This is a genomic window from Burkholderia sp. BCC0044 (assembly GCF_902832955.1).
Lineage (GTDB): Bacteria > Pseudomonadota > Gammaproteobacteria > Burkholderiales > Burkholderiaceae > Burkholderia.
The window spans coordinates 1-24,901 of sequence record NZ_CADFDO010000007.1; the positions used below are offsets into that span (position 1 = coordinate 1).

23 protein-coding genes and 1 tRNA gene are annotated in these 24,901 nt (G+C 66.3%); 10 read left to right on the forward strand and 14 right to left on the reverse strand.

Annotation, left to right across the window (positions count from 1 at the left end; all coding sequences use genetic code 11):
* Positions 1-241, forward strand: a 241-nt coding sequence (locus HWX14_RS36320; RefSeq protein WP_208456196.1) for a hypothetical protein, incomplete at its 5' end; no start/stop codon positions are given.
* Between the two features lie 313 nt (positions 242-554).
* On the opposite strand, the gene HWX14_RS31785 is transcribed toward HWX14_RS36320, so the two are convergent.
* Both HWX14_RS31785 and HWX14_RS31790 read right to left on the reverse strand, forming a co-directional pair.
* Entirely contained in the window at positions 555-1,088 is a 534-nt protein-coding gene (locus HWX14_RS31785; RefSeq protein WP_041489150.1) for a cytochrome b, read from the reverse strand.
* Positions 1,085-2,170 carry a catalase family peroxidase gene (locus HWX14_RS31790; RefSeq protein ID WP_027812172.1) on the reverse strand — a complete coding sequence of 362 codons (1,086 nt, stop codon included), beginning with the start codon at positions 2,168-2,170 and terminating at the stop codon, positions 1,085-1,087. The genes HWX14_RS31785 and HWX14_RS31790 overlap by 4 nt, the downstream gene beginning before the upstream one ends.
* Positions 2,171-2,328: 158 nt before the next feature.
* Between HWX14_RS31790 and HWX14_RS31795 the strand changes: the two genes are divergently transcribed.
* Both HWX14_RS31795 and HWX14_RS31800 read left to right on the forward strand, forming a co-directional pair.
* Positions 2,329-2,850, forward strand: a complete 522-nt coding sequence (locus HWX14_RS31795) for a sigma-70 family RNA polymerase sigma factor (protein ID WP_175886166.1) — start codon at positions 2,329-2,331, stop codon at positions 2,848-2,850.
* Positions 2,847-3,605 carry an anti-sigma factor gene (locus HWX14_RS31800; protein WP_175886167.1) on the forward strand — a complete coding sequence of 253 codons (759 nt, stop codon included), beginning with the start codon at positions 2,847-2,849 and terminating at the stop codon, positions 3,603-3,605. Before HWX14_RS31795 ends, HWX14_RS31800 begins: the two co-directional genes overlap by 4 nt.
* Positions 3,606-4,160: 555 nt before the next feature.
* On the opposite strand, the gene HWX14_RS31805 is transcribed toward HWX14_RS31800, so the two are convergent.
* A complete protein-coding gene (locus HWX14_RS31805; RefSeq protein ID WP_175886168.1) occupies positions 4,161-4,805 on the reverse strand; it encodes a hypothetical protein in 645 nt (214 codons plus the stop codon).
* Between the two features lie 89 nt (positions 4,806-4,894).
* Positions 4,895-5,212, reverse strand: coding sequence for a hypothetical protein (locus HWX14_RS31810; protein WP_175886169.1), 318 nt, complete (start codon positions 5,210-5,212; stop codon positions 4,895-4,897).
* Between the two features lie 881 nt (positions 5,213-6,093).
* Between HWX14_RS31810 and HWX14_RS31815 the strand changes: the two genes are divergently transcribed.
* Positions 6,094-6,170, forward strand: a tRNA-Val gene (locus HWX14_RS31815).
* 321 nt (positions 6,171-6,491) lie between these two features.
* Positions 6,492-7,007: a DUF2628 domain-containing protein gene (locus tag HWX14_RS31820; RefSeq protein ID WP_175886170.1), complete on the forward strand. Its 516-nt coding sequence runs from the start codon at positions 6,492-6,494 to the stop codon at positions 7,005-7,007.
* A gap of 100 nt (positions 7,008-7,107) precedes the next feature.
* On the opposite strand, the gene HWX14_RS31825 is transcribed toward HWX14_RS31820, so the two are convergent.
* Complete coding sequence (locus HWX14_RS31825) at positions 7,108-7,995, reverse strand: sigma-70 family RNA polymerase sigma factor (protein WP_175886171.1); 888 nt, start codon at positions 7,993-7,995, stop codon at positions 7,108-7,110.
* Entirely contained in the window at positions 7,995-8,471 is a 477-nt protein-coding gene (locus HWX14_RS31830) for a carboxymuconolactone decarboxylase family protein (protein WP_011544480.1), read from the reverse strand. Before HWX14_RS31830 ends, HWX14_RS31825 begins: the two co-directional genes overlap by 1 nt.
* A gap of 569 nt (positions 8,472-9,040) precedes the next feature.
* Between HWX14_RS31830 and egtB the strand changes: the two genes are divergently transcribed.
* From egtB to HWX14_RS31855, 5 genes are all read left to right on the forward strand, one after another.
* Positions 9,041-10,267, forward strand: coding sequence for an ergothioneine biosynthesis protein EgtB (gene egtB / locus HWX14_RS31835; protein WP_175886172.1), 1,227 nt, complete (start codon positions 9,041-9,043; stop codon positions 10,265-10,267).
* Positions 10,251-11,264, forward strand: a complete 1,014-nt coding sequence (egtD, locus tag HWX14_RS31840) for an L-histidine N(alpha)-methyltransferase (protein WP_175886173.1) — start codon at positions 10,251-10,253, stop codon at positions 11,262-11,264. Before egtB ends, egtD begins: the two co-directional genes overlap by 17 nt.
* Positions 11,265-11,559: 295 nt before the next feature.
* Entirely contained in the window at positions 11,560-11,865 is a 306-nt protein-coding gene (locus HWX14_RS31845; RefSeq protein WP_175886174.1) for a hypothetical protein, read from the forward strand.
* Positions 11,866-11,902: 37 nt separating this feature from the next.
* Positions 11,903-12,157, forward strand: coding sequence for a hypothetical protein (locus HWX14_RS31850; protein WP_175886175.1), 255 nt, complete (start codon positions 11,903-11,905; stop codon positions 12,155-12,157).
* Between the two features lie 197 nt (positions 12,158-12,354).
* The gene (locus HWX14_RS31855) at positions 12,355-12,723 is read left to right on the forward strand and encodes a hypothetical protein (RefSeq protein ID WP_175886176.1); all 369 of its coding nucleotides are present in this window, start codon (positions 12,355-12,357) and stop codon (positions 12,721-12,723) included.
* A gap of 266 nt (positions 12,724-12,989) precedes the next feature.
* On the opposite strand, the gene HWX14_RS31860 is transcribed toward HWX14_RS31855, so the two are convergent.
* The 8 genes from HWX14_RS31860 to HWX14_RS31895 form a co-directional block, all read right to left on the reverse strand.
* Positions 12,990-16,016: a DEAD/DEAH box helicase family protein gene (locus tag HWX14_RS31860; protein ID WP_175886177.1), complete on the reverse strand. Its 3,027-nt coding sequence runs from the start codon at positions 16,014-16,016 to the stop codon at positions 12,990-12,992.
* Positions 16,016-18,034, reverse strand: a complete 2,019-nt coding sequence (locus HWX14_RS31865) for a site-specific DNA-methyltransferase (protein WP_175886178.1) — start codon at positions 18,032-18,034, stop codon at positions 16,016-16,018. The genes HWX14_RS31860 and HWX14_RS31865 overlap by 1 nt, the downstream gene beginning before the upstream one ends.
* Positions 18,035-18,393: 359 nt before the next feature.
* Positions 18,394-19,521, reverse strand: coding sequence for a porin (locus HWX14_RS31870; protein ID WP_175886179.1), 1,128 nt, complete (start codon positions 19,519-19,521; stop codon positions 18,394-18,396).
* 289 nt (positions 19,522-19,810) lie between these two features.
* Positions 19,811-20,488 (reverse strand): response regulator, encoded by a 678-nt coding sequence (locus tag HWX14_RS31875; RefSeq protein ID WP_175886180.1) that lies wholly within the window; start codon positions 20,486-20,488, stop codon positions 19,811-19,813.
* A 13-nt stretch (positions 20,489-20,501) separates the two neighbouring features.
* Positions 20,502-21,869 carry a sensor histidine kinase gene (locus HWX14_RS31880; protein ID WP_175886347.1) on the reverse strand — a complete coding sequence of 456 codons (1,368 nt, stop codon included), beginning with the start codon at positions 21,867-21,869 and terminating at the stop codon, positions 20,502-20,504.
* Between the two features lie 88 nt (positions 21,870-21,957).
* A complete protein-coding gene (locus HWX14_RS31885; protein ID WP_175886181.1) occupies positions 21,958-22,815 on the reverse strand; it encodes an ABC transporter permease in 858 nt (285 codons plus the stop codon).
* 59 nt (positions 22,816-22,874) lie between these two features.
* On the reverse strand, positions 22,875-23,672 hold the full coding sequence (locus HWX14_RS31890; RefSeq protein ID WP_006477226.1) for an ABC transporter ATP-binding protein: 798 nt from the start codon (positions 23,670-23,672) through the stop codon (positions 22,875-22,877).
* 121 nt (positions 23,673-23,793) lie between these two features.
* The gene (locus HWX14_RS31895) at positions 23,794-24,798 is read right to left on the reverse strand and encodes an ABC transporter substrate-binding protein (protein WP_175886182.1); all 1,005 of its coding nucleotides are present in this window, start codon (positions 24,796-24,798) and stop codon (positions 23,794-23,796) included.
* Positions 24,799-24,901 lie beyond the last annotated feature (103 nt).

Here is a 24,901-nt window from a genome sequence, read left to right on the forward strand (position 1 = left end):
GTTAAGAACCGGTCGCTCACTCAAAGCTGACAGGAATATGAATCACTTCATAAACCTGACTTACTTTAGTGTGAGACTCTTGATACTTTTGCCATCTGATCCGAGGATCAGCTCGCTTTCATCAAGCGCCCACACTTATCGGCTGTTAATTTTTAAAGAGCATTTCTGCGAGAAACTCCGTGTTTCCCAGCAGCGCCGCGTTTTCAGCAGCAGAGAAGCGAGATTATCAACCGTTTTTTGAGACTCGTCAACAACTTTTTTAACTACTTCGTTGCGACGACTGCGGTTTAATTTCGCGTGCACTGGAATCGATAAAACCGACTTCAACAGTACCGCTTCCCTCTTCTTCCCCCGCGCCGTGTTTCCGTTAGCGCGAAAGAGGCGTGATTCTATGCATCCGCCCCGGTCTCCGCAACCCCTTTTGTGAAATATTTTTGACATGCTATGGCGGGGACCGCCGAGCACTTCCCAGTGCTCATATATAGGCGACACGGCAGGCGCAGTCTCGGTCGCCCGTGAACAGCCCCGCCGCATCGAACGCAACCTTCCGTCGATTACCGCCCCACCATCGCCCTCACCACGCCGTCCCGTCGAATCAGCCCGTGATACAGCGCCGCCGCAAAGTGCGCGAGGAACGTCAGGAAGAACAGATAGGCCAGCACGCGATGCGCAACCCGCAGCCACGCGAACGTCACCGGATCAGCCGATACCAGCGCCGGCAGTTGCACGCCGCCGCCCAGCGTCACCGGATACCCGCCCGCCGACAGCATCGCCCAGCCGATCAGCGGCATCGCGACCATCAGCGCATACAGCACGAGATGCGACCCGTGCGCGGCCACCTTCTGCCACCACGGCAGATCCTCGGGCAACGCCGGCGGCTTCGACAGCATCCGCACCACGATCCGCACACACACCAGCACCAGCACGGCCACACCCAGCGGCTTGTGAATCGCCACCAGGATCTCGTGCCGCCCGGAAACCGACGCCACCATCCCCACCCCGATGAACAGCATCGCGAGGATCATCGCGGCCATCACCCAATGCAGCACCCGCGCCGGCAAGCTAAACGTCGTCGAAGCCTTCATCATCGTCCCTCCCCACTCACTCGCGCCACGCCTGCCACGCCGGCCTCTTCACTCGTGCGCCGCAGATACGAATCCGCATACGCGGCCGAGCGCGCCGCCAGCAATGGATCGCCCGACACCTGGATCCCCTGCGGCAGCACCGTCGGGTCGTAATTCACGTCGCGGCACGGGCCGCTGTCCTGCGCCTCCACGCGGTCGAGCACGAGCGTGCCCGCATCGATCGTCGTGCGCTGCGCGGGCCAGATCTTCGTCGCGTCGTCCACCGGGTCGCCGGGCTCCGCCAGCGTGACCAGCAGCTTCCACTTCTGCGGGCCGGCCGCGATGCGCTGCGTCACGTCCTGTTGCAGCACGTTCGGATCCGCGGCCGTCGCGACGTCGCCGGCGCCCGCCGTCTGCTCGGGCACGACGCGCCACCGCACCGCCTGGCGCTTGCCGGCCGCATCGACGAAGTAGAACGCGTTCAACCCGTAATAGCTTTCGGTGACGTAGCTCGCGCTCGGCTTCGCACCCTTGACCCATTGCAGGAACGCACCCGCTTCCGGATGCGCGCCGAAGAACGCCTTCACCTTCGCCGGATCGGGCTTGCCCGTCTTCGGATCGGGCCGGGTCGCGAGCGTCTGCTCGTAGAACGCCTGCGGCGTCGCCACCGGAAACACCGGCATCGCGTTCATCCCGGTCCGCCATTGCTCGCCGTCCGGCGCGGTGAGCTTCAGCGCGAGGCTGCGGATCGGCACGCTGCTGTCCGGCGCATAAGGATTGCCGCCGGGCAACGCGAATCGCCCGACCACCGGCGTGCGCACCGCCTTGAAGAACGGCGCGACCGAATACGCGCTCGCCGCGCCGTTGCCTTCGAAGTAGCCGGTCACGCACACGCCCTTCGCGTGATTGCGCCGGTAGCCCGGATGGATGCCGCTGTTGGTCTGCAGCGCGTCGACGAGCCGGTGCGGGGTCAGACGCGCCGGCGCGAGCCACCCGCCTGCATACCCGAACGCCGCGGCCACGCCGGCCACCGCGCCGCCGATCACGGCCCAGCGCCACCACCCGCGCCCGGGCTCGCGCTGCGGCGAAGAAGAAGATTGCTTCATGAATGCGCTCCCGATCGTCAGATCATTGTCGAACGCGGGTAGGACGCCGCCCACGCCGCTTTATTCCACGAAGAATTTTTTCGTATGCTGGAGGGAATAACCGATGCCGGCCGGCGTCCTACGCGGCATCTACGACCCTTTCGGCAACCGGCCCGGCCATGCCCTCCACCGCCCTCGACGACGAAGCATTGCGCGAACTCATCCCCAGGCTGCGACGCTTCGCGCTCTGGCTGGCGCGCGACGTCCACGCGGCCGACGATCTCGTCCAGTCGACGCTCGAGCGCGCGCTGTCGCGCTGGACGAGCCGTCGCGACGACGCGTCGCTGCGCAGCTGGCTCTTCACGATCCTGTACCGGCAATTTCTCGACGGCAAACGCAGTGCGAAGCGCTACGCGTGGCTGCTCGGCCGCATCCGCGACGACGACGAAGCGCACTGGCCGTCCGCCGAACGCGAATTCGCGGCGCGCGCGACGCTCGAAGCGTTCGGCCGGCTCTCGGACGAACAGCGCAGCCTGCTGCTGCTCGTCGCGGTCGAAGGCTTCACCTATCAGGAAGCGGCCGACCTGCTCGAGGTGCCGATCGGCACGGTGATGTCGCGGCTCTCCCGCGCGCGCCAGGCGCTGCGCCAGCTCAGCGACGGCGAACTTCCTGCTCCTTCCTTGCGGTTAATGAAGAAATGAACACGCCTCCGAACGAACATGACCTTCAGGCCTATGTCGACGGCCAGCTCGACGACGATGCGCGCGCCGCGGTCGAGCGTTATCTCGCGCTGCATCCGGAGCGCGCGGAACAGGTGAAGCAATGGCAGCAGGACGCGCAGCGGTTGCGGGCCGCGCTGGAGAGCGTGCGGATGCCGGCCGATAACCCTGCGCTGGATCCGGCGGCGATTCGTGGCCGACGGGCCGAGCGCGCGCGGATGCGGTTCGCGATGGCGGCTTCGTTCGTGTTCTGCGTCGGGCTCGGGACGTTCGGCGGATGGCAGGCGCGCGGATGGAACGCGGCGCCGCCCATCGCGCCGATGAGCGATGCGGTCAAGGCTTACCAGATGATGGTGGTCGATCGGACGGCCAAGGTCGATTACCGGCCGACCGGTGCGGGCGATTTACAGGGGTGGCTCACCGAACGCGTGGGCGCCTCGGCGAAGCTGCCGGATTTGAGCGCGGCGGGGTTCAGGCCGGTCGGTGGGCGGTTGTTCACGACGGACAGCGGGGCCACGGCCGCGATGGTGCTCTATCAGGACGATGCGGGGCGGACGCTGAGCTTCTATCTCCGGCCGGCGGAATCGAAACATCGGCTGCTGCCGAACGGGCAACGCGTGGATGGCGCGCTGCTGGCGCGGTATGGATCGGTGAACGGGCTCAACTATGCGGTGGTCGGGCCGGCCGGGAGTCTTGGCGAGAAGGCAGTCGTGCAGGCGCTCGATCAGCAGACTTGAAGTGGTACGATGCGCGCCCGACTGGTGGTCTGCGATGGCCGCCAGCGCCTTTTGTGGCGCGGCTTGGCCGGCTTGAACGGGTGCACGCTCACCACTCGAATGCACAGCGTTTCGACTGACTTTCCTCGGCTGTTATTCACATCGAAACCGCGCCGGCGCCCTCACCTTTAAAATCACAGGGTTTCGAGTCGCCGCGGGGCGGGATATCCACATCGATCATTGCGGTGATTCAGGCTGACCTCGATTGGTCTGCACAGCGTCTCTGGTTGTTTGCAGTATCGATGTCCACAATCCGGATGATTGACCGACCATCTTCGCCAGATTCCACTGCCATCACCAGCTGAATGCACAGGATTTCGAGTGACCTGGGGTAGCGATATCCACAAGGCCATCGACTTTCGAACGTCGCCGGCGATTTGTTCCCTTCTCTCTTCCATTGTCGTCAACGCCTTGCCAGGCAAGGCGTTCGGGCTGACGAGTCCGCCGAAACCGAGACACTCACCTGTCGGATGCACAGGGTTTCAACTGGATTGCTTGCCGGTTGTCCACATGCGGTTATTTCCTGCTCTGCACGAACGTACTGCCGTCATAGCGATACTCACGCGTCGCCGGGCCGGCATCGTCGATGTTCGTCCACGAAACCTCGAAGCCTGCGGGATCGGTGATCCATTCGATCGCCAGGTAAGGCGCTCGATTGCCCCCGTCGGTGTCGAGCGACACGCTATCCACGCAACTCTGCACCGGCATTGCATAGCTCGACGCCGCAGCGCTGCCCTTGATCTGCAGAACGTAGAGCGTGCTTTCCTCGCCCGCGCCGCAATAGCCCATCGGGTTGCGACTCGTCGACTGGCTCACGACGAACAGCACGAACTCCTTTCCATCGATGATGCTCGATCTCGCCGACGGGAAGCCGACGCTCGACGCCGACGCCACCGCCCGACGCAATGCAGCCGGCAACCGCACCGTACTCGTGCGGTGACGGGCGACGTCGACCTCGACCAGTCGCTTCTCGTCTTGCTGCAGTTCACGTCCGTTCGAAAGCCGCACCGCGGCCGGTGCATCGCTTGCCGCGACTGCATTCGCGGCAAGCGCGACGGCTGTCATGCAGAGGGTCCACCTGATGACCGAAGACATGATCGACATGGGAAGTCCGTGTGAGGTGTGGCATTCAAGCATGGGCGAAGCAGACCTGTCTTGCATGATTCGCGTCGATGCTCACCGATCGAACGCACAGTGTTTGGATCTGTTTGGCGGGTCGGTTATCCACACAGCGCCGTCCGCGCTTCGGGTCACTTCGTCCCGAATACACCGAGAATCTCGCCGGTTTCGGGCGCGATGACATAGTGGATCGACTTCCCGAGCCGGTTTGCATTGCCGACCCCACGCATGCCGGGAATCAGCTTCGCCATGAACGTAATGGTCATGACATCGTCGTCGGGCCTCGGATCCACCGTGGATGCCTTTTTATCCGTGATGCAGATCTCGAAGTTGCGCAGATCCTGCCCGGTCGCCGCAAAGTCTTCGTAGGCCGCTTTCAAGCCGAGCAGCGTCGCGGTGTTGAGCGTGACCGAACAGCGGTCGATCGTGCCGAAATTCAACGTGCTCATCGTGTTCTCCGAATTCATGCGTGAGTGCCGGCGGCATAAACGTCAGGGTCGCTCCGGTGTATTCATGTCGGCACGTCGCCGTTGCCGAGGTCGATGCACTTCAACGTTTCGCGCAAACAATCGGTCCCATCACCGGCTTCGTTTGCGAGCATTGCTCGCATCACCCTGCTCGGTTCTCGGTTTCATGTCGCTGATTCAAGGTTCGAGTCGGTTCATCCGGTTCACACCGTGGCGAGTCGTGCGACGATCGCCGCGATATCGTCGTCGGAGACTCGCCCGACACGCTCGACACACACCCCGTAACCCGTTCGCCGGGCCTTTGCATGCTGGATGCCGGCGATTCTACAGACATGAAGGCTCGCGCATCGATCGATGCGCTTCACAGCGTTCCGTTTCGTTTGTCCTCTCGCTGCACGCAGTGCATATCCTGAGCGGAGCACAGTCGACGGACTGTGCTTATCCAAAGGTGTTAACAGGGTTCGTATATATACGTAGTGATAGTTAACAAGCGCTGTGCCCCACAGTGGATAACCTCCGTAACGCACTGAATTTTCAACGCGAAGCGAAATGCATAACCCTGGGTGCGCGACGTGAACAGCAGCCGGCAGCACAGAACAACTTTTCGTCGATTCACAGCCGCGCCGACATATCCTCAATCGTTCCACTGTGAATCCAGAGACTTCCCGGACGGTTATCCAGAGGGCAATGTGGATAACACCACAGCACATCGACGCGTTTTGCTGTGATGCGAACAGGTGAAGCCCGCGCCGCGGGCATCGCCATGCAACATCGATCGTCAGCCCTCGTGCGGCACGTTTCAAAAAATTTTCACGAAGGGGCTTGTGCTCCCCCAAAACCCTCTCTATAATTCGCGGCTTCTTAGGCTCGTAGCTCAGTTGGTTAGAGCACCACCTTGACATGGTGGGGGTCGTTGGTTCGAATCCAATCGAGCCTACCAACGAACAAAATGAAGGGGTCCGGCAGCACAACTTGCCTACAGGCAACGCGGCTCGCCAAACATACAAACGCCACGCGGCAACTTCGCGTGGCGTTTTTCTTTTCCGGTCCGAAACAACGCAAAACAACGCATGAAGCCTCAATGCGTTGCGCGATATTCGGCCCAGCATCGCATCGTCACCGACCATCCGATCCGCCACATAACTGCCGCTGCACGGCGCGTAGAATCGTGTGCGTATCGATGCGGCGGTTTCGCGCGCCGCTCGATCTCCACCGCATCAGAACAACGACGCGCGATCCGCGCGAATGAGAGCACACGTCCATGTCCGAGGTCACAACCGTCGCATCGTCCGAAAGCAACGATGAAATCGCCGCTTACGTCGGCACGAAGGCCAGCTGGTACGAACGAAAATGGGCGATCGCCGACTCGCGCAAAAGCCGGCAGTCGTGGAACTGGGCCGCGTGCGTCCTGGGCCCGGTCTGGTTGGCGTATCGATGCATGTACTGGCAGGCGGCCGCTGTGCTCGCCGTCACGCTCGGCATCACGCTGGTCGAGTTGCTGTACTTCCCGGGATACTTCGAATCGAGCATGCTCGACCCGGCCACGATTGCGATCGCGGTGTCGATCGGCTGGTACGGGAACGGCCTCTACAAGCGGCACGTCGAACGCCAGATCGAAAAACTGCGCCCGAACGCGACGTCCCGCGAATCGTTTCTCGCGCTGCTCGAGGCGCAAGGCGGCACGAACTGGCTCGCGGCGGCCGGTTTCGCCGTCGCGACGCCGCTCCTCGGCGTACTGCTGTTCATGATGGGCAACGCCGGAGGCATGCCGTACTGATCGCTGTAGCCGGCGATCGGCAGCGCAGGGCAGAAGGAAGAGGGCGGACGGCGCCGTCGACATGTATCCACATCGCACACGGCGCATGCTCGCGCCGCCCTCAATGCAGATGCTTCAATTTGTCAGGATTCCGAACGACATAGATCGCGACGATCTTGCCGTCGTCGATCTCGAGCGCAGTCGTCTGCAGCTCGCCGTCGGCTTCCAGCGTGACGAACCCCGGCAGCCCGTTGATGAACCCGGCCCGCACGAGCTTCGACGCATGCGTCGCGAACAGCTCGGCCAGGTATGCATGCACCCGCATCACAAGCTCGAAGCCGAATACCGGCTTGCCGGCCGCCGTGCGCTTGCCTCCGCCATCGGAATGCAGGCTCACGTCCTCGGCGAGCATCGCGCCGAGCGCACGCATGTCGCCGCTGCGTGACGCCGCGAAGAACGCTTCGGCCAGTTCGATCCCGCGCTGCTTCTCGACATGAAAACGCGGCCGCGCGTCGCGCACGTGCGTGCGGGCTCGCGCGGCGAGTTGCCGGCACGCGGCCGGGTCGCGCTGGATCGTCGTGGCCACTTCGTCGAATTCGAGGCCGAACACGTCGTGCAGCAGGAACGCCGCGCGTTCGAGCGGCGAGAGCCGTTCGAGCGCGAGCAGCAGCGGCAGCGTGACGTCGTCCGGTTCGTCTTCCTCGACGACCGGCTCGGGCAGCCACGGGCCGATATAGGTCTCGCGCTGGTGCCGCGCGGACTTCAGCTGATCGAGGCACATCCGCATCACCATGCGGCGCAGGAACGCCTCCGGCACGCGCACGTCGGTACGATCGACGTGCATCCAGCGGATGAACGCGTCCTGCACCATGTCCTCGGCATCCGCGACGGAACCGAGCATCCGGTACGCGACGCGGATCAGCGTGCGACGCAGCGGATCGAAGCTCGCCGCCGCGTCGGCCCGTTCGTCGGCGCTGGCGCTGGAGCCGGCCGGGTCGAGGTTCGGCATCAGGCCACCATCTTCGCGGCGGCGGCCTTCGCGTCGGCCGGGTCGACCCACAGCCCGAAGCCGACGGCGAGCCGGTTCCAACCGTTGATCACGTTGATCATCACCGTGAGTTTCACCTGTTCCTCCTCGCTGAAATGGTCGTTCAGCGCCGCATAGGCCGCTTCGTGCGCCGCATGGCCCTCCGACAGCCGCGTGAGCGCCTCGGTCCAGCCGAGCGCCGCGCGTTCGCGGTCGGTGTAGCAGGGCGCTTCGCGCCACGCGGACAGCAGGTAGATACGCTGCTCGGTCTCGCCTTGCTCGCGCGCCTCGACGGTGTGCATGTTAAGGCAGTTCGCGCATGCGTTGATCTGCGACGCGCGGATCTTGACCAGCTCGATCAGCGTCGGCTCGAGGCTCCCGGCCGCGGCGACCGACACGGTCATCCAGCTCTTCATCAGCGCGGGGGCGGCGGCAAACGGATTGAGTTTCGCAGTCATGGTTCCTTCTCCTTTCGTGTGGGTTCCGCCGATATGACGAGCGAGCACCCCGCGGGTGTGACATCGATGCAAAAAATTTTTCGGAACCGGGGAAGCGCGCGGCGGAAAGCGAAGGGTGGAGCCGCCAAGAAGGACGCGATATCGACTGACGAATCGGCTGCATAAGGCTGCTCCTTCGACGAACGCGCGCCATCGACCTTTCACGCACGCCGGGCGGCTGTCACCGGACGTCAGTAGCAGGCCGCCGCGGGCACGCGCATTGCATCCGTCGGCCGAACCCCGTCACGACAGGCGTCGACGGTTCGTGACCCGCGCGACGCCCACATCGCACATGCTTTCATTTTTCTTTCGCCTACGTTTCACAGGAAATCCGATTCGCGACCTTCACATTTCTGGACCATACTGTTCTGCACGGGCAGATGAAGTGACGCCGCATCCGCGGCCCGGCGCGCGCGCCGGCTGCCCGACGACGCAGCAGCAAATCGCCCGTCAGCCGCGCGCACTCGAGCGCAAGGCTTTCCCTTTTCCGGCAACGCAACGCAGCGAATCGCGACGTGAACGGTAAACCGATGAGCCTTCTTGCATCCCAGCTTCAGCGCCGTTACCAGGACGTGCGCGCCCATAGCGTCGCGTTGACCGCGACGCTGTCCGCCGAAGACCAGGCCGTGCAGTCGATGCCGGACGCGAGTCCGACGAAATGGCATCTCGCGCATACGACCTGGTTCTTCGAAACCGTCGTGCTGATGCGCCGCGTGCCCGGCTACGCGCCATTCGACGACGCCTTCCAGTTCCTCTTCAATTCCTATTACGAAGCGCTCGGCCCGCGCCATCCACGGCCGCAGCGCGGGCTGCTCACGCGTCCGTCGCTCGACGACGTGCATGCGTACCGGCAATACGTCGACGACGCGATGCTGCGCGCGCTGACCGCCGCCGACGCGGCGCTGCTCGACGCGATCGCGCCCGAACTCGTGCTCGGCTTGCATCACGAGCAGCAGCATCAGGAACTGATCGTCACCGACATGCTGCATGCGTTCTCGTGCAACCCGCTGCGGCCGGCATTCCGGCCGCGCACGGGTGATGAAGCAGGAAGCGCGCTCGCCGCGGGCGACGCCGGCCCGTTGCGCTGGCTGCCGCAGCCGGGTGGGCTCGTCGAGATCGGTCACGACGGCGACGCGTTCTCGTTCGACAACGAACGGCCGCGCCACACCGCGCTCGTGCGGCCGTACGAGATCGCGAACCGCCTCGTGACGAACGCGGAATTCGCCGCGTTCATTGCCGACGGCGGCTATACGCGCCCGGAATTCTGGCTGTCCGACGGCTGGGCCACGGTGCAGCGGGAAGGGTGGCAAGGGCCCGCGTACTGGATGCCGGACGACGACGATGCGGCCGCCACGCGCGTGCGGCGCACCTTCGGCCTGCACGGCGTCGAACCGCTCGCGCCCGACGCGCCGGTGTGCCACGTGAGCTTCTACGAGGCGGCCGCGTATGCGGAATGGGCCGGCGCGCGGCTGCCGACCGAATTCGAATGGGAAACCGCGTTCGCGGCCGACGGCATCCGGCAGATGCTCGGGCACGTGTGGCAGTGGACGCGTTCGTCCTACGAGCCGTATCCGGGCTTTCGGCCGCTCGCCGGGGTAGCGGCCGAATACAACGGCAAGTTCATGGTCGGCCAGCAGGTCCTGCGCGGCAGCAGCATCGCGACGCCGCCCGGGCACGAACGGCCGACGTACCGCAATTTCTTTCCGCCGGCGGCACGCTGGCAATTCACGGGGGTGCGACTTGCGCGAGACGTCTGACCTGACGGCCACGAGCGGTGGCCTGCAACCCGCCCGCGATTCGCGGCCGAGCGCGTTCGAGCGCGACCTGATCGACGGACTGTCGCGCACGCCGCGCAGCATCCCGCCGAAATACTTCTACGATGCGACCGGCTCCGCGCTGTTCGACCGCATCTGCGAACTGCCGGAGTACTACCCGACGCGCACCGAGCTCGGCATCCTGCGCGATCGCGCGGCCGAGATCGTGCGGCGCGTCGGCCCGCATGCGGACATCGTCGAATTCGGCGCGGGTTCGCTCGAGAAGATCCGCGTGCTGCTCGACGCGTTCGCGGACAATTACGCGAACGCGCCGGCGCGCTACGTGCCGGTCGACATCTCCGCCGATTACCTGCACGGCGCGGCCGCGCGGCTGCGTGCGGCCTATCCGTGGCTCGACGTCGCGCCGCTCGCGGCCGACTACACGAAGGCGGAGCAACTGGCCGCGCTGACCGAGACGCCGCGGCGGCGCATCGGCTTTTTTCCCGGCTCGACGATCGGCAACTTCTCGCCGGAAGAGGCCGACACGTTCCTGCGCGACGCGGCGCGGCTGCTGCGCGGCGGCGGCCTGCTGGTGGGCGCGGATCTCGTGAAGGACGAGCACACGCTGCATCACGCGTACAACGACGCGCAGGGCGTGACCGCGCAGTTCAACCTGAACCTGCTTGCGCGCGCGAACGCGGAGCTCGGCGCGGATTTCGACGTCGATGCGTTCTCGCATTGCGCGTTCTACGATCGCGGGCGGCAGCGCATCGAGATGCATCTCGTCAGCGACGTCGCGCAGACCGTGCACGTGCGCGGCCACACGTTCCACTTCGAAGCCGGCGAACGCATTCACACGGAGAACTCGCACAAGTTCACGATCGACGGTTTTCATGCGGTCGCGCGCCGCGCCGGGTTCGCACCCGATACCGTGTGGACCGACGCCGACAACCTGTTCAGCGTGCACTGGCTGCGCAGCGTCGACGATATCCGCGCGTAACGCAGCGCTGCTTGCGAACCGCTCGCGCCGCAGGGTGAGGGCGGTTCGCTCCCCGCGCACACCGGTGGCGTGCGATCCGATCGCCGGTTTCGTGCCGAAAATCCCCTTTTTACCGACCCGGTGCATCGCCGCAACGGTGTCTGGAATGTCGCCTTTTCCTTGCTCCATAAGGCTTTGCGGGCACCCGTAAACGTCCGTTACCTGTCTCGCATACCCGTTTCACCTGTGTCAGCGTCCGGTGCCTAGACTCCGAACCGTAGTCACATGACGCACGACACGTGCAGGGAGTCGCGAAATGAGCAAGAAACTTATTCTCGGTGCAGTTCTCGGTGTAGCGGCGCTGGCAGCCTCGGGCGTCGCGTCGGCCCACGTCGACCTGTCGGTCGGCATCGGCGTGCCGGGCGTCTACACGGCGCCGGCGCCCGTCTACGTGGCGCCGCCTCCGCCGGTGATGTACGCACCGGTCGGCTATCGCGACGACGGTTGGCGCGGTGAAGGCTGGCGTCAGCGCGAATGGCGTGAACACGAGTGGCGCCGCCGTGAATGGCGCGAGCACGAGTGGCGCGATCGCGGCGGCTGGCGCGGCGGCCGCTGGGATTGAGCGGCCCATCTGATCGCCGCAAGAGGAGAGTGAAAACATGATGCCCGTGCGATACATCAGGCGGTGTGCCGCTGCCACTGTCGTTGCGCTCGCAACGATCGGCAGCGCGCACGCGGCGGGCTGCATGAAGGGCGCGGTAGTCGGCGGTGTGGCTGGCCACTACGCGGGGCACCACGCCGTGGTCGGCGCGGTTGGCGGCTGTATCGTCGGGCATCACATGGCGACGAAGCACGCGCAAGAGCAGGCCGCGCAGCACAAGGCCGCCTCGCAGGGCATGCAGCCGGCGCAGTAAGCGACCTCGTCACCGGGGGCGATGCCTTGGCGTCGCTCCGGTGCTTCGTTCACGCGGTTCCCGCGTGCACGTACGTCCCGGATTGATCCGACGAATGCGTGCCGCACGCGTCGTTACGATCATTTACAACGTCGTGCGGCGCGAATGTCGCGCGTTCATAAAATGCAGTCACACAAACGCGCTCCAGGGAGCACAAGATGAAACAGCAACGATATCTGTCCGTCCTGACGGCCGCGCTGCTCGCGCTCGGCTCGGTGTCCGCCTATGCGGCGGCCGGCGGCAATGGCGGGGGCAACGGTGGTGGTCATGGCGCAGGCGGCTCGGGCGGCAACGCGGGTGGCATGTCCGCCGGTCACATGAGCGGCCAGGCGCTGAGCAACTCGAACGGCATGCACGCGGGCGACCGCGACAAGGGCCTCGCGCGCGCGGCGGACCGTTCCGACACGATCGCCGATCGCGCCGGCACGCAGCCGGGCCGGGGTCACACGCACGCGCATGGCCACACCGCGCATGCGTCGGCGTCCACGCATCATTCGCATCGCAACGCATTCGGCCGCACGCTGTAAGCGCAGCCGGTGGATGCAGGAGAAGGGCGCTTCGGCGCCCTTTTTTCACGGCGAAAACGCAACGTAACGGGCGGACGAAAACATCGCGCCGGCCCGATTTGCAACCAGCGGTAACTGCGTCAGCCGCCCGCGAGAACACGAATTGCGTTCACGCGGATGACGGAACGAAAACCGGCATGAGGAACAGGCGCCGCGCGGGCACTCGGCACGATCGATAAAGGCCGAGCCACGCCAGTAAAAAAGGCGGCTCGTCGCCGCCCTTCGTCTTACCGCCCCGCGCCCGCCGTCGGCGCCGCAGGTTCGAACAACGCATCCACCTGCCTGACCCGCACGAAGCGCGCCGCGCCGTCGTCATCGACCAGCGCGCGGAAATGCGCTTCGCCGCACGCGAGCTTCGCGCGCTCGTGCTCGCTCGGCACGTGGCCGTCGGCATTCGGCGTATCGACGACGAAGTACAGCCGCTCGCCGCCGTCCTGTTCCGCGAGCACGGCCCAGTCCGGGTGATAGCTGCCGAGCGGCGTCTGCACGCGGAACCACGCCGGCAGCCTCGCGTACAGTTTCACGCCGTCGTGCGCTTCGAGCGCATCGGCAAAGGCACGTTCGGCGTCCGTCTCGCACACGACCGCCTCATGGATCGACTTGCGCGCGTCCGGCCGCAAGTTGCGCAGGTAGCCGGTCAGCGCTTCGCTCTCGAACGATTCGAGCGCATGCACGTGGCGCTCGCCGAGCTTGCGGTACGCGATGCCCGCGACGAGCGCGAGCCGCTTGCAGCGGTTGATCGCGTCGGCCGCCACCGCGATGAACTGCTGCGGATTCACGCGGAAATCGTCGAGCCGGCCGCTGTCGGCGAGGATCGTCGCGAGCGAGCGGCGCGTGAGCTGCGTACGGTCCTGCAACTCGGTGAGCAGGTCGGGCAGCGGCAATTCGCCTTCATCGAGCAGCACGGTGCCGGCGCCGGCCACCTCGATCGCCTCGATGCCGGCCTTGCCGATGTCGATCTCGGCCTTGCGCCACTGCAGCCGCGCACGCGCGATGTCCGGCGCGTCGCGCAGCGCGGCCGTGCAGTCGCGCACGAGCTTCGCGTTGTCGAACTCGACGCGGTACACGGTGCGATGACGGATGCGATCCCACAGCGCGCGGAAATCCTCGCCGAACACGACGGCCTTGCCCGACGCATCGCGCCGCAACGCGATCGCGCGGCGCTCGTCGGCATTGCGTACCGCGAAGCGGCCCGACAGCTTGCGCAGCGTCGCGACGATCGGTGCGCGCAGCCGCTCGAACGCATCCGGCAGCACGAGCGCGCTCTGGCGCAGCGCATCCTTCAGCCGGTCGAGCACCTTGCCCTGCGCGTCGACGTAGCCCTGCTCGCGCAGATGGTTCCACAGCACGCGCGACAGCTCGATGCCGAGCGCATGCGCGGGGCCGTCGTCTTCCTGCACCGGCAGCGCCGCGAACTGGTGTTCCTCGACGATCCCGAACCGGATGCCCGTATCGGCCTCGATTTCCTTCTGCAGGTTCTCCGCGAACGATTCGTAGCGCTCGGTCGCGATCACGGTGAGCGTGTTCACGCCCGCGTCGCGCACCCGTTCGCCGTCCTGGTCGACGGCGAGGCGCAGCCCGCGGCCGAGCGTCTGACGGCGCTCGCGCTCGGTCTGGATGTCGCGCAGCGTGCAGATCTGGAACACGTTCGGGTTGTCCCAGCCTTCCTTCAGCGCCGAGTGCGAGAAGATGAACTTCAGCGGCGTGTCGAACGACAGCAGCGCTTCCTTCTCGCGCATGATCAGGCCGTACGCGCGCTCCGCGTTCTCGCGGGCCGCGGCGCTGCTTTCGCTCGTGTCGGTCCAGCCGCCCTTGCGGTCGATCGAGAAGTAGCCGTTGTGCGCGCGCTCGACTTCCAGCGCGACGTCGACGCCGTCGAACAGCGCACGGTAGGCCGGCACACGCGCCGCGCGCGCATATTCCTCTTCGAAGATCAGCGCGTAGTCGCCCTTCACCGGCGCGCCGTTCTCGTCGTAGCGGCGATAGCGTTCGACCGAATCGACGAAGAACAGCGACAGCACCTTCACGCCGCGTTCGGCGAGGCGCAGCTCCTTGTCGAGATGCTCGCGGATCGTGCGGCGGATCATCTCGCGCTGCACGGCGAGCGTGTCGATGTCGCCGAACGCCTCGCCGAGCGACAGGAACGCCTCGCCTTCCGGATGGCGCAGCTCCACGTATTCGGCGCCCTTGACCGCATGCACTTCGCCGATCCGCAGCCCCGCGTACAGCGCGCGCTTAGTCAGGCGTTCGAGATCGTCGCCGTCGGTCGCCGACACGATCTGGCGCTTCACGCCGGCCGCCGTCGCGACGTCGAGCTCGACGCGCGCGCTGATCGCGCCGCGCCGGTTCGACACGCCGACGAGCCGCACGTACGGCTTGTTGTGTGCATCCTCGACGATCGCCGACGCGATCTCGATCTGCTTGACGAGCTTGCGCTCGTACGCGTCGACCGCATCGAGCCGGTACACCATGTGATGGCGGTCGACGTGCGTGGCCGAATAGCGCAGCGTGCAGAGCGGCGCCATCGCGGCGAGCGCTTCGCGCCCGCGCCCTTCGAGGCCGCCGTCGACGCTTTGCGGCTCGTCGACGATCACGATCGGCCGCGTCGCGCGGATCAGGTCGATCGGCTTCTCGCCGCCGGTTTTCTCGCTGTCCTTGTAGAGGTTGTTGATCTCTTTCTTGTTGATCGCGGCGACCGTCATCACCATGATCTGGATCGCCGCGCTCGCCGCGAAATGGCGCACCTGGCCGAGCTTCGCGGAGTCGTACAGGAAGTAGTCGTACGGCACGCCCGCGTACAGCGCGCGGAAGTGATCCTCGGTGATCGACAGCGTCTTGTGCACGCCTTCCTTGATCGCGATCGACGGCACGACGATCACGAATTTCGTGAAGCCGTAACGGCGGTTCAGCTCGAAGATCGTGCGCAGGTATACGTAGGTCTTGCCGGTGCCGGTTTCCATCTCGACGGTGAAGTCGCGCGAGCCGGGCAGGCCGGACGGCGGCAGCCCGCCGCGCAGCTGCACGTCGGCGAGATTGCGCGCGAGCGCGTCGTCGGTCAGCGACAGCCGGTTGCCGACGCCCTGCTCCGATACCGCGAAGCCGAGCGAGCCTTGCGCGGCGGCCGTCGTGCCGGGCGCGGCGTTCGCGAGCACGCTGAAGTCGCCGCGATACGATTCCTGGCCGCGAAACAGGTCGCAGACGGCGTCGATCGCCTCGCGCTGGTAGTCGAGATCCGCTTCGAAATGCAGGCGCATCACAGGCTCCGCACGCGCTTCACGCCGTGCTGTTCGAGCAGCGCGGCGAGATTGAGCTTCGCGACGTCGTCGACGAAGCCGCTGTCGCGGAACAGGCACGTGACGTCGCGCGACGCGCCGGTCGCGTCGAGCAGGTCGACGATGCCGTCGGCGAGCGGGCCCGCGTCGTCGCGCGAAATGCGCGCGTCGAAGCACGCGACGATTGCGCGGCCGATCAGGTGCACGGTCTTGCCGGCCACCTGGTGATGCTCGACCGGCGTGCACAGATCGAGGCCGAGCTTCAGCGTCAGCTCGGCGAGCAGGTCGTCTTCGGTGCGGCCGGTCTTCACGTGTTCGACGGATGCGAAGAGGGCGTGGTCGAAGTCGTCGCGGCGCGGGTCCCACTCGATCACGTTGGTCGTGTCGAGCCGGTACACGCGAAAACCGAGGTCGCCATAGCTTTCCGGATAGTCGCGCGCGACCTGTTGCGCGGCGCGGCGCAGGCGTTCCTTCGTGATTTCGGCGAGCGTCAGCGGCTTTTTCAGCTTCGCGCAGAAATCGGCGGCCGCCGTCTGCGTCTTGTCGCGGCGGTCGAGCGCCTCGGGCAGCTGCACGAGGATAGTGCGGCGCGCGCCGCCGTCGGTCGCGTTCACCTGCATCACCGCGTGGCCGGTCGAGCCGGAGCCGGCGAAGCAGTCGAGCACGATGTCGTCGCCGCGCGTGCACCAGCCGATCACGGCGGCCGCGAAGTCGACCGGCTTCGGCAGGTCGAACGGGATGCCGAGCGTCTTCAACAGCGCATCGTCGGAGCCCGCGAACGGCAGCACCGACGGCACGTTCTCGTACATGTTCTCGTCGAGGTAGTAGATCCGCTGCGGCTGCGTGGTTTCATCCGGGCCGAATTCGATCTGGCCACGCTCGAGCAGCGCCTGCATCGTCGCGGGCGGGTTGCGCCAACCGCGCGCCGGCATCGCGCACGGCTTGCCGGTGACCGGGTGGATCAGCGGCGTGAAATATTCGTCCGGCGCCTTCTTCTTGTTCGGCCACGCCATCGACACGAGGCGGTACACGCGGCCTTCCGGCGACAGCCGGTCGTACATCACCTCGCCGCCGGACAGGTTGGTCTGCGCCTTCATCCACGCGCGGTACGCCTTCTGCGCGTCTTTCGGGTTGCCGCTGCGGTACACCGCGTCGTGCGCGGCGTCGAGCATGCGCTGCGCGTTGCGCTTCGGGCGCTTGAGCGGCGCCTGTTCGAGCAGCGTCTCGGCGTTGCGCGCGAACAGCACCAGCGATTCGTGCTGATACGCGACGCCGCGCGCGTCGCCCTTCGGGTTGCGCTTGTCCCACACGGCCACGCCGAGCTCGTTTTCCTCGCCGAAGATCTCGCGCAGCATCAGCACCAGCGCATGCACCTCGTGCTCGTCGATGTGCACCGCGATCAGCCCTTCGTCGGACAGCAGCGCGTGCGCGAGCTTCAGGCGCGGATACATCATGTTCAGCCAGTCGGTGTGGAACCGGCCGTTCGCCTCGGTGTTGGTGCTGCGCTTCACGCCGCCTTCGGCCTGGCCCGTCATCGACAGGTAGTGGCGGATGCTGTCGCTGAAGTCGTCCGGATAGACGAAATCGCTGCCGGTGTTGTACGGCGGGTCGATGTAGACGAGCTTCACCTTGCCGGCGTAGCTCTTGTGCAGCAGCTTCATCACGTCGAGGTTGTCGCCCTCGATCACCAGATGGCGCGTGTCGTCCCACGCGACGCTGTCGTCGGGGCAGGGCCGCAGCGTGCCCGTCGACGGCGTGAGCGCGGCCTGGCGCGCCGCGCGCTTGCCGTGCCAATGGAAGCCGTAGCGCTCGTCGGCGTCGCCGACCGTGCGTTCGCCGACCAGCGCCTTCAGCACGTCGACGTCGACCGACGCGCCGTCCGGGCCTTCGGTCACGAGTTCGGGGAACAGCGCCTTCAGGCGCGCGACGTTGTCGGCGGTGAAATCCGTCGACATCGCCTGCGGGCTGGCCGCATCGAGTTTCTGCATCGTCTTTTCCATCGGAGCCCGGCCGCGCGCGCCAGGACGTCGGGCGCGCTCACGGCACCGGCGGCAATGGCCGCCCGGGCAAACCCGAAACGCTAGCGAGTCGGTCGGCGCAGGTCAAGCACCGATGTGAGCCGAACGTGCGGGCATCGGCCGCGATCGCCCGCCGGACGGGCCTTGCGCCGGGTCAGGCCGGTTGTCGCACGGGATGGCCGGCGGGTGCGCGGCGGACATTTGGCGGCGCCGCGAGCAGGGCGAAAGATGGACGAAAAAAAGGGCACGGTCGGCACTGCGCGCCGGCGTGCCCGCATGGAGAATCCCTGATGGAGGGTGCGGCAGGGCCCGACGGGCCCCGCCCGGATGACCGCGCCGGGTCAGAAACGCGTCCGGATGCCCGACGTCAGTTCGAGCTGGTTCTTCGCGCCGAACGTCGACGACACCGTGTAGCCGCCGTGCAGCTTCATGTAGTCGCCGGCCAGATACACCTCGGTGCGCTTGCTCAGGTGGTAGAACACCGACCCGTAGATCGTCTCCTTGAAGCCGCTGGCGACGCCGTTGGTCAGGCTGAACGCGCCGAGGTTGGCGTTCGGCGTGAAGCCGTCCGCGTTGTTCGCGGCGTTCTTGATGCGCATCTGCTGGTAGCCGAGCTCGTAGTCGAGCGCGCCCTTCGGCGCGATCTTCATCGACACCGTCCACGAATCGTCGTGACGCTGGCCGAGCGCGCCCTGGTCGCCGTTGTAGCGGAAGTAGCCGGCATTCAGGCGCACGATGTCGAACGTGTAGTTGCCGCCGACCGAGAACGTCTGGTTCCGGAAGCCGTTGTGGTTCACGTGGTTGTAGAAGCCCGACACGTTGAACGGGCCGCCGTTGTAGCCGAGCGCGGCCTGATACGCGGAGCCGGTCGCGAACGACGTCGAGTTGCTGAACTGGTAGCCGGCGCTCGCGAAGATGCCGTTGCTGAACAGCTTCTTCCACGCGACGCCGTTGTTGTAGCGCGTGCCGGTCGGGCCGGCCGCGTAGAAGATCATCTGCTTGAAGTTGTTCGAGTTGGTCCAGCCGCCTTCCTCGGTCGTCAGCCTCGCGGTGCCGTACGCGTCGCCGTAGATCGTCGCCGCGTCGCGCGCGATCGTGTTCTGGAAGCCGGCCGTCAGCTTGCCGAAGCGCTCGTCCTCGACGCCCACCCACGCGTCGCGGTCGAAGATCTGGCCTTCGTCTTCCATCTGGCCGTTCGCGACCACGAATTCGCTTTCGAGGCGGAAGATGATCTTCGTGCCGCCGCCGATGTCTTCGGCGCCGCGCAGGCCCCAGCGGCTGCCGCTGAACCACGGTTCGCCTTCGTTGCCCATCCCGATCACGTGTTTGCCGTTCGCGTCGGCGTGGGTCCGGTAGGTCGGAAAGCTCAGGTCCATCAGGCCGTAGAGCTGCACGCTCGACTGCGCATGCGCGTGGCCGGCGCACAGGCCCGCCGCCGCGATGGAAAGGGCAAGGGTTTTTCGTTTCAAGATCGTCTCCTCCGAGCTGCCGCATTGGAATCTGGTCGTTGGCAGTACGTAATGTATGCCGACGCTTGCCGGCCACAGCGAGAGGGCCGACGCATAGCATCGTAGAGGGTGCAATCCTTCACGACGCTTTCCCGGAGGAAGGAATCGGATCGGTGAAAACACCGAACGCGCCATCATCGCGAAGCCGGCGGGCAGGCGTGCGGAAGCGTCCTGCCGGATGGCCGGCGGGTTTAGACGACGATCGATTCGTGCTACGAATCGATATGAGGAGGCGTGCAAGCGCGCCGCGTCAATCGTGCGCGCGCTTCATCCGCAGGATGTAACCGAGCCCGCGCAGCGTGATGATCTCGGCCGTGCTGCCGGCGAGATGCTTGCGCAGCCGGTGGATGTAGATGTCGATCGCGTCGGCGCTCGGCTCGTCGTCGAGCGCGAACACGCTGTCCATTAGCCGCGCCTTCGATACCGTCTTGTTCTGCTGCAGCATCAGCGTTTCGAGGATCGCGTGCTCGCGGCGCCGCAGCGCGAGCACCGCGTCGCCGCAGCGGAATTCGCGCGTGCCGAACGCGTAGACGAGGTCGCCGCACACGAGCTGCGCCGTGCCGACGCCGGCCTGCCGGCGGATCAGCGCGCGGATGCGCGCCACCAGCTCGCGCGACTCGAACGGCTTCACGACGTAGTCGTCGGCGCCCGCGCCGAAGCAGTCGACCTTGTCGTCGACCGAGCCGTGCGCGGTCAGCATCAGCACCGGCACGTTGTCGTTGCGGCGCCGCAGCCGCGCGAGCACTTCCTTGCCGCTGATGCCGGGCAGCCGCATGTCGAGCAGCACCGCGTCGTAGCGTTCGGTCTTGAGCACCGTGTCGGCCCGTTCGCCGTCGCCGACGCAGTCGACCGCGAAATCCTCGCCGCGCAGCAGGTTCACGATCCAGTGCGCGAGCTCGGCGTTGTCTTCGACCAGCAAAAGTTTCATGACGGCGTTCTCTTCAATCGAAAGCGGGCAGCCGCACGGTCACGACGATCCCGCGATTGCCGGGCCCCGGCGCGAGCGACGCGCTGCCGCCGTGCGCCTGCGCGATCTCGCGGACGATCGCGAGCCCGAGGCCCGAGCCCTCGGTATCGGCCGACACACGGTAGAACCGCTTGAATACGTGCGGTCGCGCTTCGGCCGGGATGCCGGGGCCGTCGTCGACCACGTCGAGCACGATCGCGTCGCCATCGCGCCGCGCGCAGACGGTCACGCAGCCGCCGGGCTGCGTGTAGCGCACCGCGTTGTCGACGAGGTTCATCACCAGCGCGGTGAGCAGGCTGTCGCTGCCCGCGACGTCGAGCCGCTCGCCGAGATCCGCGCCGAGGTCGATGTCGCGCCGCTGCGCGAGCACGATCGTCTCTTCGAGCACGCTCGACACCACCGCGGCCAGATCGACGCGGTGGGTCAGCAGCGTCGACGGCGTCGCTTCCGCATGCGCGAGCAGCAGCAGCTTGTCGGTCACGTCGGCCATCTTGCGGCTGCTGCGCTGCATGCTGTCGAGCACCGACGCGAGTTCATGATCGTCGTTGCCGCGCTGCTGCGCGTACTGGATCTGCGTGTCGAGCACCGCGATCGGCGTGCGCAACTGGTGCGCGGCATCGGCGATGAAACGGCGCTGCGTGGCCGTATGCATGTTCAGCCGCGCGATGCACTGGTTGATCGCGTCGACGATCGGCCGCAGCTCGTGCTGCAGCCGCTCGGGGCGGATCGGCTCCAGTTCCATCGGCCCGCGGTCGGCCACGTCGTCCTTCAGCTTCATCAGCGGGCGCAGCTCGAAGGTGAGGCCGAGATAGACGAGCACCACCGCGAGCACCAGCATCAGCGACAGGCGCACGAGCTGCGGCCGCCAGATCGTCGCGACCATCGCACCGTACGAACGCGTCGTCTTCGCGACGACCACCGTCACCGTCTCGACCTGCCCTTCGTCGTACAGCTGGCGGTCGTAGGCCACCGCGCGCAGCGGCACGCCGTCGAGCGACGTGTCGTACAGCGTCGGCTCGATGCCGTGCCGCGCGGTCACATCGAGCGCCGGATTGCCGGCGAGCAGGCGGTCGTGGCCGTCGATCACCTTGTAGAACACCGAGTCGCCCGACGGCGATTCGAAGATTTCCAGCGCGGCGGGCGGCACGTCGGCCGCGGGCCGCCCGTTGCGCCATTCGACGTCCTCGCCGATCGTGCGCGCGGACGCGACGAGCGCGCTGTCCTGCACGAGCGCGGCCGTGGTCCGCGCGGTGTCGTACGACATCGCGCCGGCGATCAGCACGAACACCGCGAGCGGCAGCAGTAGCCACCACAGCAGCCGCCCGCGCAGGCTGTGCGCCATCCTGTTGCGCTCCTTGTCCGCAATGCCGAACCGCGCCAGGGGCGCCGGCGCGGTCGGAGGTGTCATGTCAGGCGCCGGCCGGCGGCGTTCAGAACGCCGCGGGGCGCCACTTCAGCAGCCGCTTCTCGATCCGCGTCAGCAGGTAGTCGGCGGCCAGCGCGACCACGGCCAGCACGATCATCGCCGCGAACACGCCGCTCGCGTTGAAAGCGCCCTGGGCGGTGGAGATTAACAGGCCGATGCCCTGCTTGGAACCCAGGAATTCGCCGACCACCGCGCCGACCAGCGCGAAGCCGAAGCTCACGTGCAGGCTCGCGAGAATCCAGCTGAGCGCGGACGGGATCACGACCGACGTGGTGATCTGCCGGCGCGACGCGCCGAGGATCTGCGCGTTCGCGATCAGGTAGCGATCCGCTTCGCGCACGCCCTGGAACGCGTTGCCGAACACGACGAAGAACACCATCACGACGGCCAGCGCGATCTTCGACGCCATCCCGAGGCCGAGCGCGATCACGAACACCGAGCCGAGCACGACGCGCGGAATCGAGTTCGCGATCTGGATGTACAGGCCGAACACGTCGGCCATCAGCTTGTTGCGGCCGAGCACGATCCCGCAGATCACGCCGGCGACCGAGCCGATCAGGAAGCCGATCGTGGTTTCCTCGAGCGTGACCCACACCTGCGTGAGCAGCGGGCCCTGCGACGTGCCGTTCACGAACCAGTCCTGGATCTGCGCGAAGATCAGCGTCGGCTGCGAGAAAAAGAACGGATCGATCCACTTCAGCCGTGCGGCGAGTTCCCACCCGCCCAGCACGATCACGAGCACGGCGATCCGCAGGCCGACGATCAGTTGCCGGCGGCGGCGCAGGCGGGTTTGAGCGGCGCGCGACTCGTCCTCGAGCGACGTCGCCGGAATGGCGGTGGGGGGAAGCGTCATGTCGGTCATGCTCCTGTCCTTGCTGTTTCTTGCCATGGCTCGCCGTAGCGTGCCGTGCGGCCGGTGCGTCAGCCGATCTGCACTTCTTCGCGCAGGTCGTGCCAGATGTCCCTGGAAATTTCGATGAAGCGCGCGTCGTAGCGCACTTCCGACATGACGCGCGGGCGCGGCAGGTCGATCTCGACCACGCGCTTGAGCGTCGCGGGGCGTGCGGTCAGCACGAACACGCGGTCGGCGAGCGCGATCGCTTCCTCGAGGTCGTGCGTGACGAACACGACCGAGCCCTTGTTCGCGGACCACAGCTGCAGCAGCTCGTCCTGCATCAGCGTGCGGGTCTGCATGTCGAGCGCGGAGAACGGCTCGTCCATCAGCAGGATTTCCGGCTGGTTGATGAAGGTCTGCGCGAGCGCGACGCGCTTTCTCATCCCGCCGGAGAGCTGGTGCGGGTAGTGCTTCGTGAACTTGTCGAGGCCGACCTTGCGGATCCATTCCTCGGCCTGCGCATACGCGACGTCCTTCGAGCGGCCGCGGAACAGCGGGCCGGCCGCGACGTTGTCGATCACGTTGCGCCACGGGAACACCGCGTCCGCCTGGAACACGAAGCCGATGCGCGGGTCGATCCCGTCGACCGGGCGGCCCATCACGCGCACTTCGCCCGACGCGGGCTTGAGCAGCCCGGTGATCAGGTTCAGCGTGGTCGACTTGCCGCAGCCGGTCGGGCCGACGATCGCGATGAATTCGCCGCGCGCGACGCTCATGCTGAAGTCGCGCAGCGCGACGGTGGCCTTGCCTTCCGGCGAAATGAAGCGGCACGACACATTGCGAAACTCGATCGCCGGTGTGCTCGGGGAAACTGCCTGGTTCATCGCATTGATCCTGCGGGTGAGGAAGGCGTCGCAGCGGGGCGGCGCCGGGCCGGTCAACCGGGCCGGAACGGGGAACGCACGGCGGCGGGATCGCCGCCGCCGGCGCGACTGCCGAGCTCGATTACTTCGCGTTCACGAAATCGTTGGTGTAAGTGCGCGCCAGGTCGATGTGCTTGCCCTTCACCGACGGGTTGAACGCCGACAGCACCTTCAGCACGATCGCCGGGCCGTCGGCCGGCATCTTCGCATCGGCCGTATACATCGGCAGCGACGCCTTCAGCGCGGACACGTACAGCGCCTTGTCCTTCTGGTAGTCGGCCGGCATCTTCGCGGCGATCTCCTCGGCGCTGTGCGTGTGGATGAACTGCATCGTCTTCGCGAACGCGTGCGCGAGCTTGGTCGCTTCGGCCTTGTGCGAATCGGCCCAGGCCGACTGCACGTACAGGCTCGCGGCCGGGTAGGTGCCGCCGAGCGCGGCGCGCGTGCCGTCGACGGTGCGCATGTCGACCAGCACCTTCGCGTCGCCCATCTTCTCGAGCGCGGACACCGTCGGCTCGGTCGTCATCCCGGCGTCGATACGGCCCTGCTTGATCGCGGCGATGAAGCTCGCGTCGGCGCCGACCGGCAGCATCGTGTACTGCGTCGACGGCACGCCGTGCTGCAGCGCGAGGTATTGCGTGAGGAAGCTCGTCGACGAGCCGAGGCCCGTCACGCCGAGCGTCTTGCCCTTCGCGTCGGCCATCGACTTGAAGGCCGGCGCGGCCTTGGTCGACACCACCTCGACTTCGCCCGGCACCTGGCACAACACGGCGATCGCCTTCACGTCCTTGCCCTTGCTCTGCAGGTCGACCGTGTGGTCGTAGAAGCCGACGACACCCTGCACGGCGCCCGCGAGCAGCTCGTTCTCGGCGTCGACGCCGGCCGGCTGCGACAGCAGCTCGACGTCGAGCCCTTCGGCCTTGAAGTAGCCGAGCTCCTGCGTGAGCCGCGCGGGCAGGTAGATCAGCTTCGCGATCCCGCCGACCATGATCGTGATCTTGCCGCCGTCGTCGGCGAAAGCGGGGCGAGCGGCGAGCGCGCAGCTGAGGCTGGCTGCCACGGCGAGGGTGCGCAGGATGGGTCGCATCGGGGTCGTCTCCTTCGTTGTATTCGTATGGCGCGATGCTTGCTGCATCGTCGTCACGAGTATAGGGAGGCGAAACCTTCCGCAACCTTTCGCGGGTGGGCGG

Coding starts and splice junctions, on each gene's coding strand:
- HWX14_RS31785 (WP_041489150.1), bottom strand. CDS start 1,088: ATGATGAAGGCTTCGACGACGTTTAGCTTGCCGGCGCGGGTGCTGCAT.
- HWX14_RS31790 (WP_027812172.1), bottom strand. CDS start 2,170: ATGAAGCAATCTTCTTCTTCGCCGCAGCGCGAGCCCGGGCGCGGGTGG.
- HWX14_RS31795 (WP_175886166.1), top strand. CDS start 2,329: ATGCCCTCCACCGCCCTCGACGACGAAGCATTGCGCGAACTCATCCCC.
- HWX14_RS31800 (WP_175886167.1), top strand. CDS start 2,847: ATGAACACGCCTCCGAACGAACATGACCTTCAGGCCTATGTCGACGGC.
- HWX14_RS31805 (WP_175886168.1), bottom strand. CDS start 4,805: ATGCAAGACAGGTCTGCTTCGCCCATGCTTGAATGCCACACCTCACAC.
- HWX14_RS31810 (WP_175886169.1), bottom strand. CDS start 5,212: ATGAGCACGTTGAATTTCGGCACGATCGACCGCTGTTCGGTCACGCTC.
- HWX14_RS31820 (WP_175886170.1), top strand. CDS start 6,492: ATGTCCGAGGTCACAACCGTCGCATCGTCCGAAAGCAACGATGAAATC.
- HWX14_RS31825 (WP_175886171.1), bottom strand. CDS start 7,995: ATGCCGAACCTCGACCCGGCCGGCTCCAGCGCCAGCGCCGACGAACGG.
- HWX14_RS31830 (WP_011544480.1), bottom strand. CDS start 8,471: ATGACTGCGAAACTCAATCCGTTTGCCGCCGCCCCCGCGCTGATGAAG.
- egtB (WP_175886172.1), top strand. CDS start 9,041: ATGAGCCTTCTTGCATCCCAGCTTCAGCGCCGTTACCAGGACGTGCGC.
- HWX14_RS31845 (WP_175886174.1), top strand. CDS start 11,560: ATGAGCAAGAAACTTATTCTCGGTGCAGTTCTCGGTGTAGCGGCGCTG.
- HWX14_RS31850 (WP_175886175.1), top strand. CDS start 11,903: ATGATGCCCGTGCGATACATCAGGCGGTGTGCCGCTGCCACTGTCGTT.
- HWX14_RS31855 (WP_175886176.1), top strand. CDS start 12,355: ATGAAACAGCAACGATATCTGTCCGTCCTGACGGCCGCGCTGCTCGCG.
- HWX14_RS31860 (WP_175886177.1), bottom strand. CDS start 16,016: ATGCGCCTGCATTTCGAAGCGGATCTCGACTACCAGCGCGAGGCGATC.
- HWX14_RS31865 (WP_175886178.1), bottom strand. CDS start 18,034: ATGGAAAAGACGATGCAGAAACTCGATGCGGCCAGCCCGCAGGCGATG.
- HWX14_RS31875 (WP_175886180.1), bottom strand. CDS start 20,488: ATGAAACTTTTGCTGGTCGAAGACAACGCCGAGCTCGCGCACTGGATC.
- HWX14_RS31880 (WP_175886347.1), bottom strand. CDS start 21,869: ATGGCGCACAGCCTGCGCGGGCGGCTGCTGTGGTGGCTACTGCTGCCG.
- HWX14_RS31885 (WP_175886181.1), bottom strand. CDS start 22,815: ATGACCGACATGACGCTTCCCCCCACCGCCATTCCGGCGACGTCGCTC.
- HWX14_RS31890 (WP_006477226.1), bottom strand. CDS start 23,672: ATGAACCAGGCAGTTTCCCCGAGCACACCGGCGATCGAGTTTCGCAAT.
- HWX14_RS31895 (WP_175886182.1), bottom strand. CDS start 24,798: ATGCGACCCATCCTGCGCACCCTCGCCGTGGCAGCCAGCCTCAGCTGC.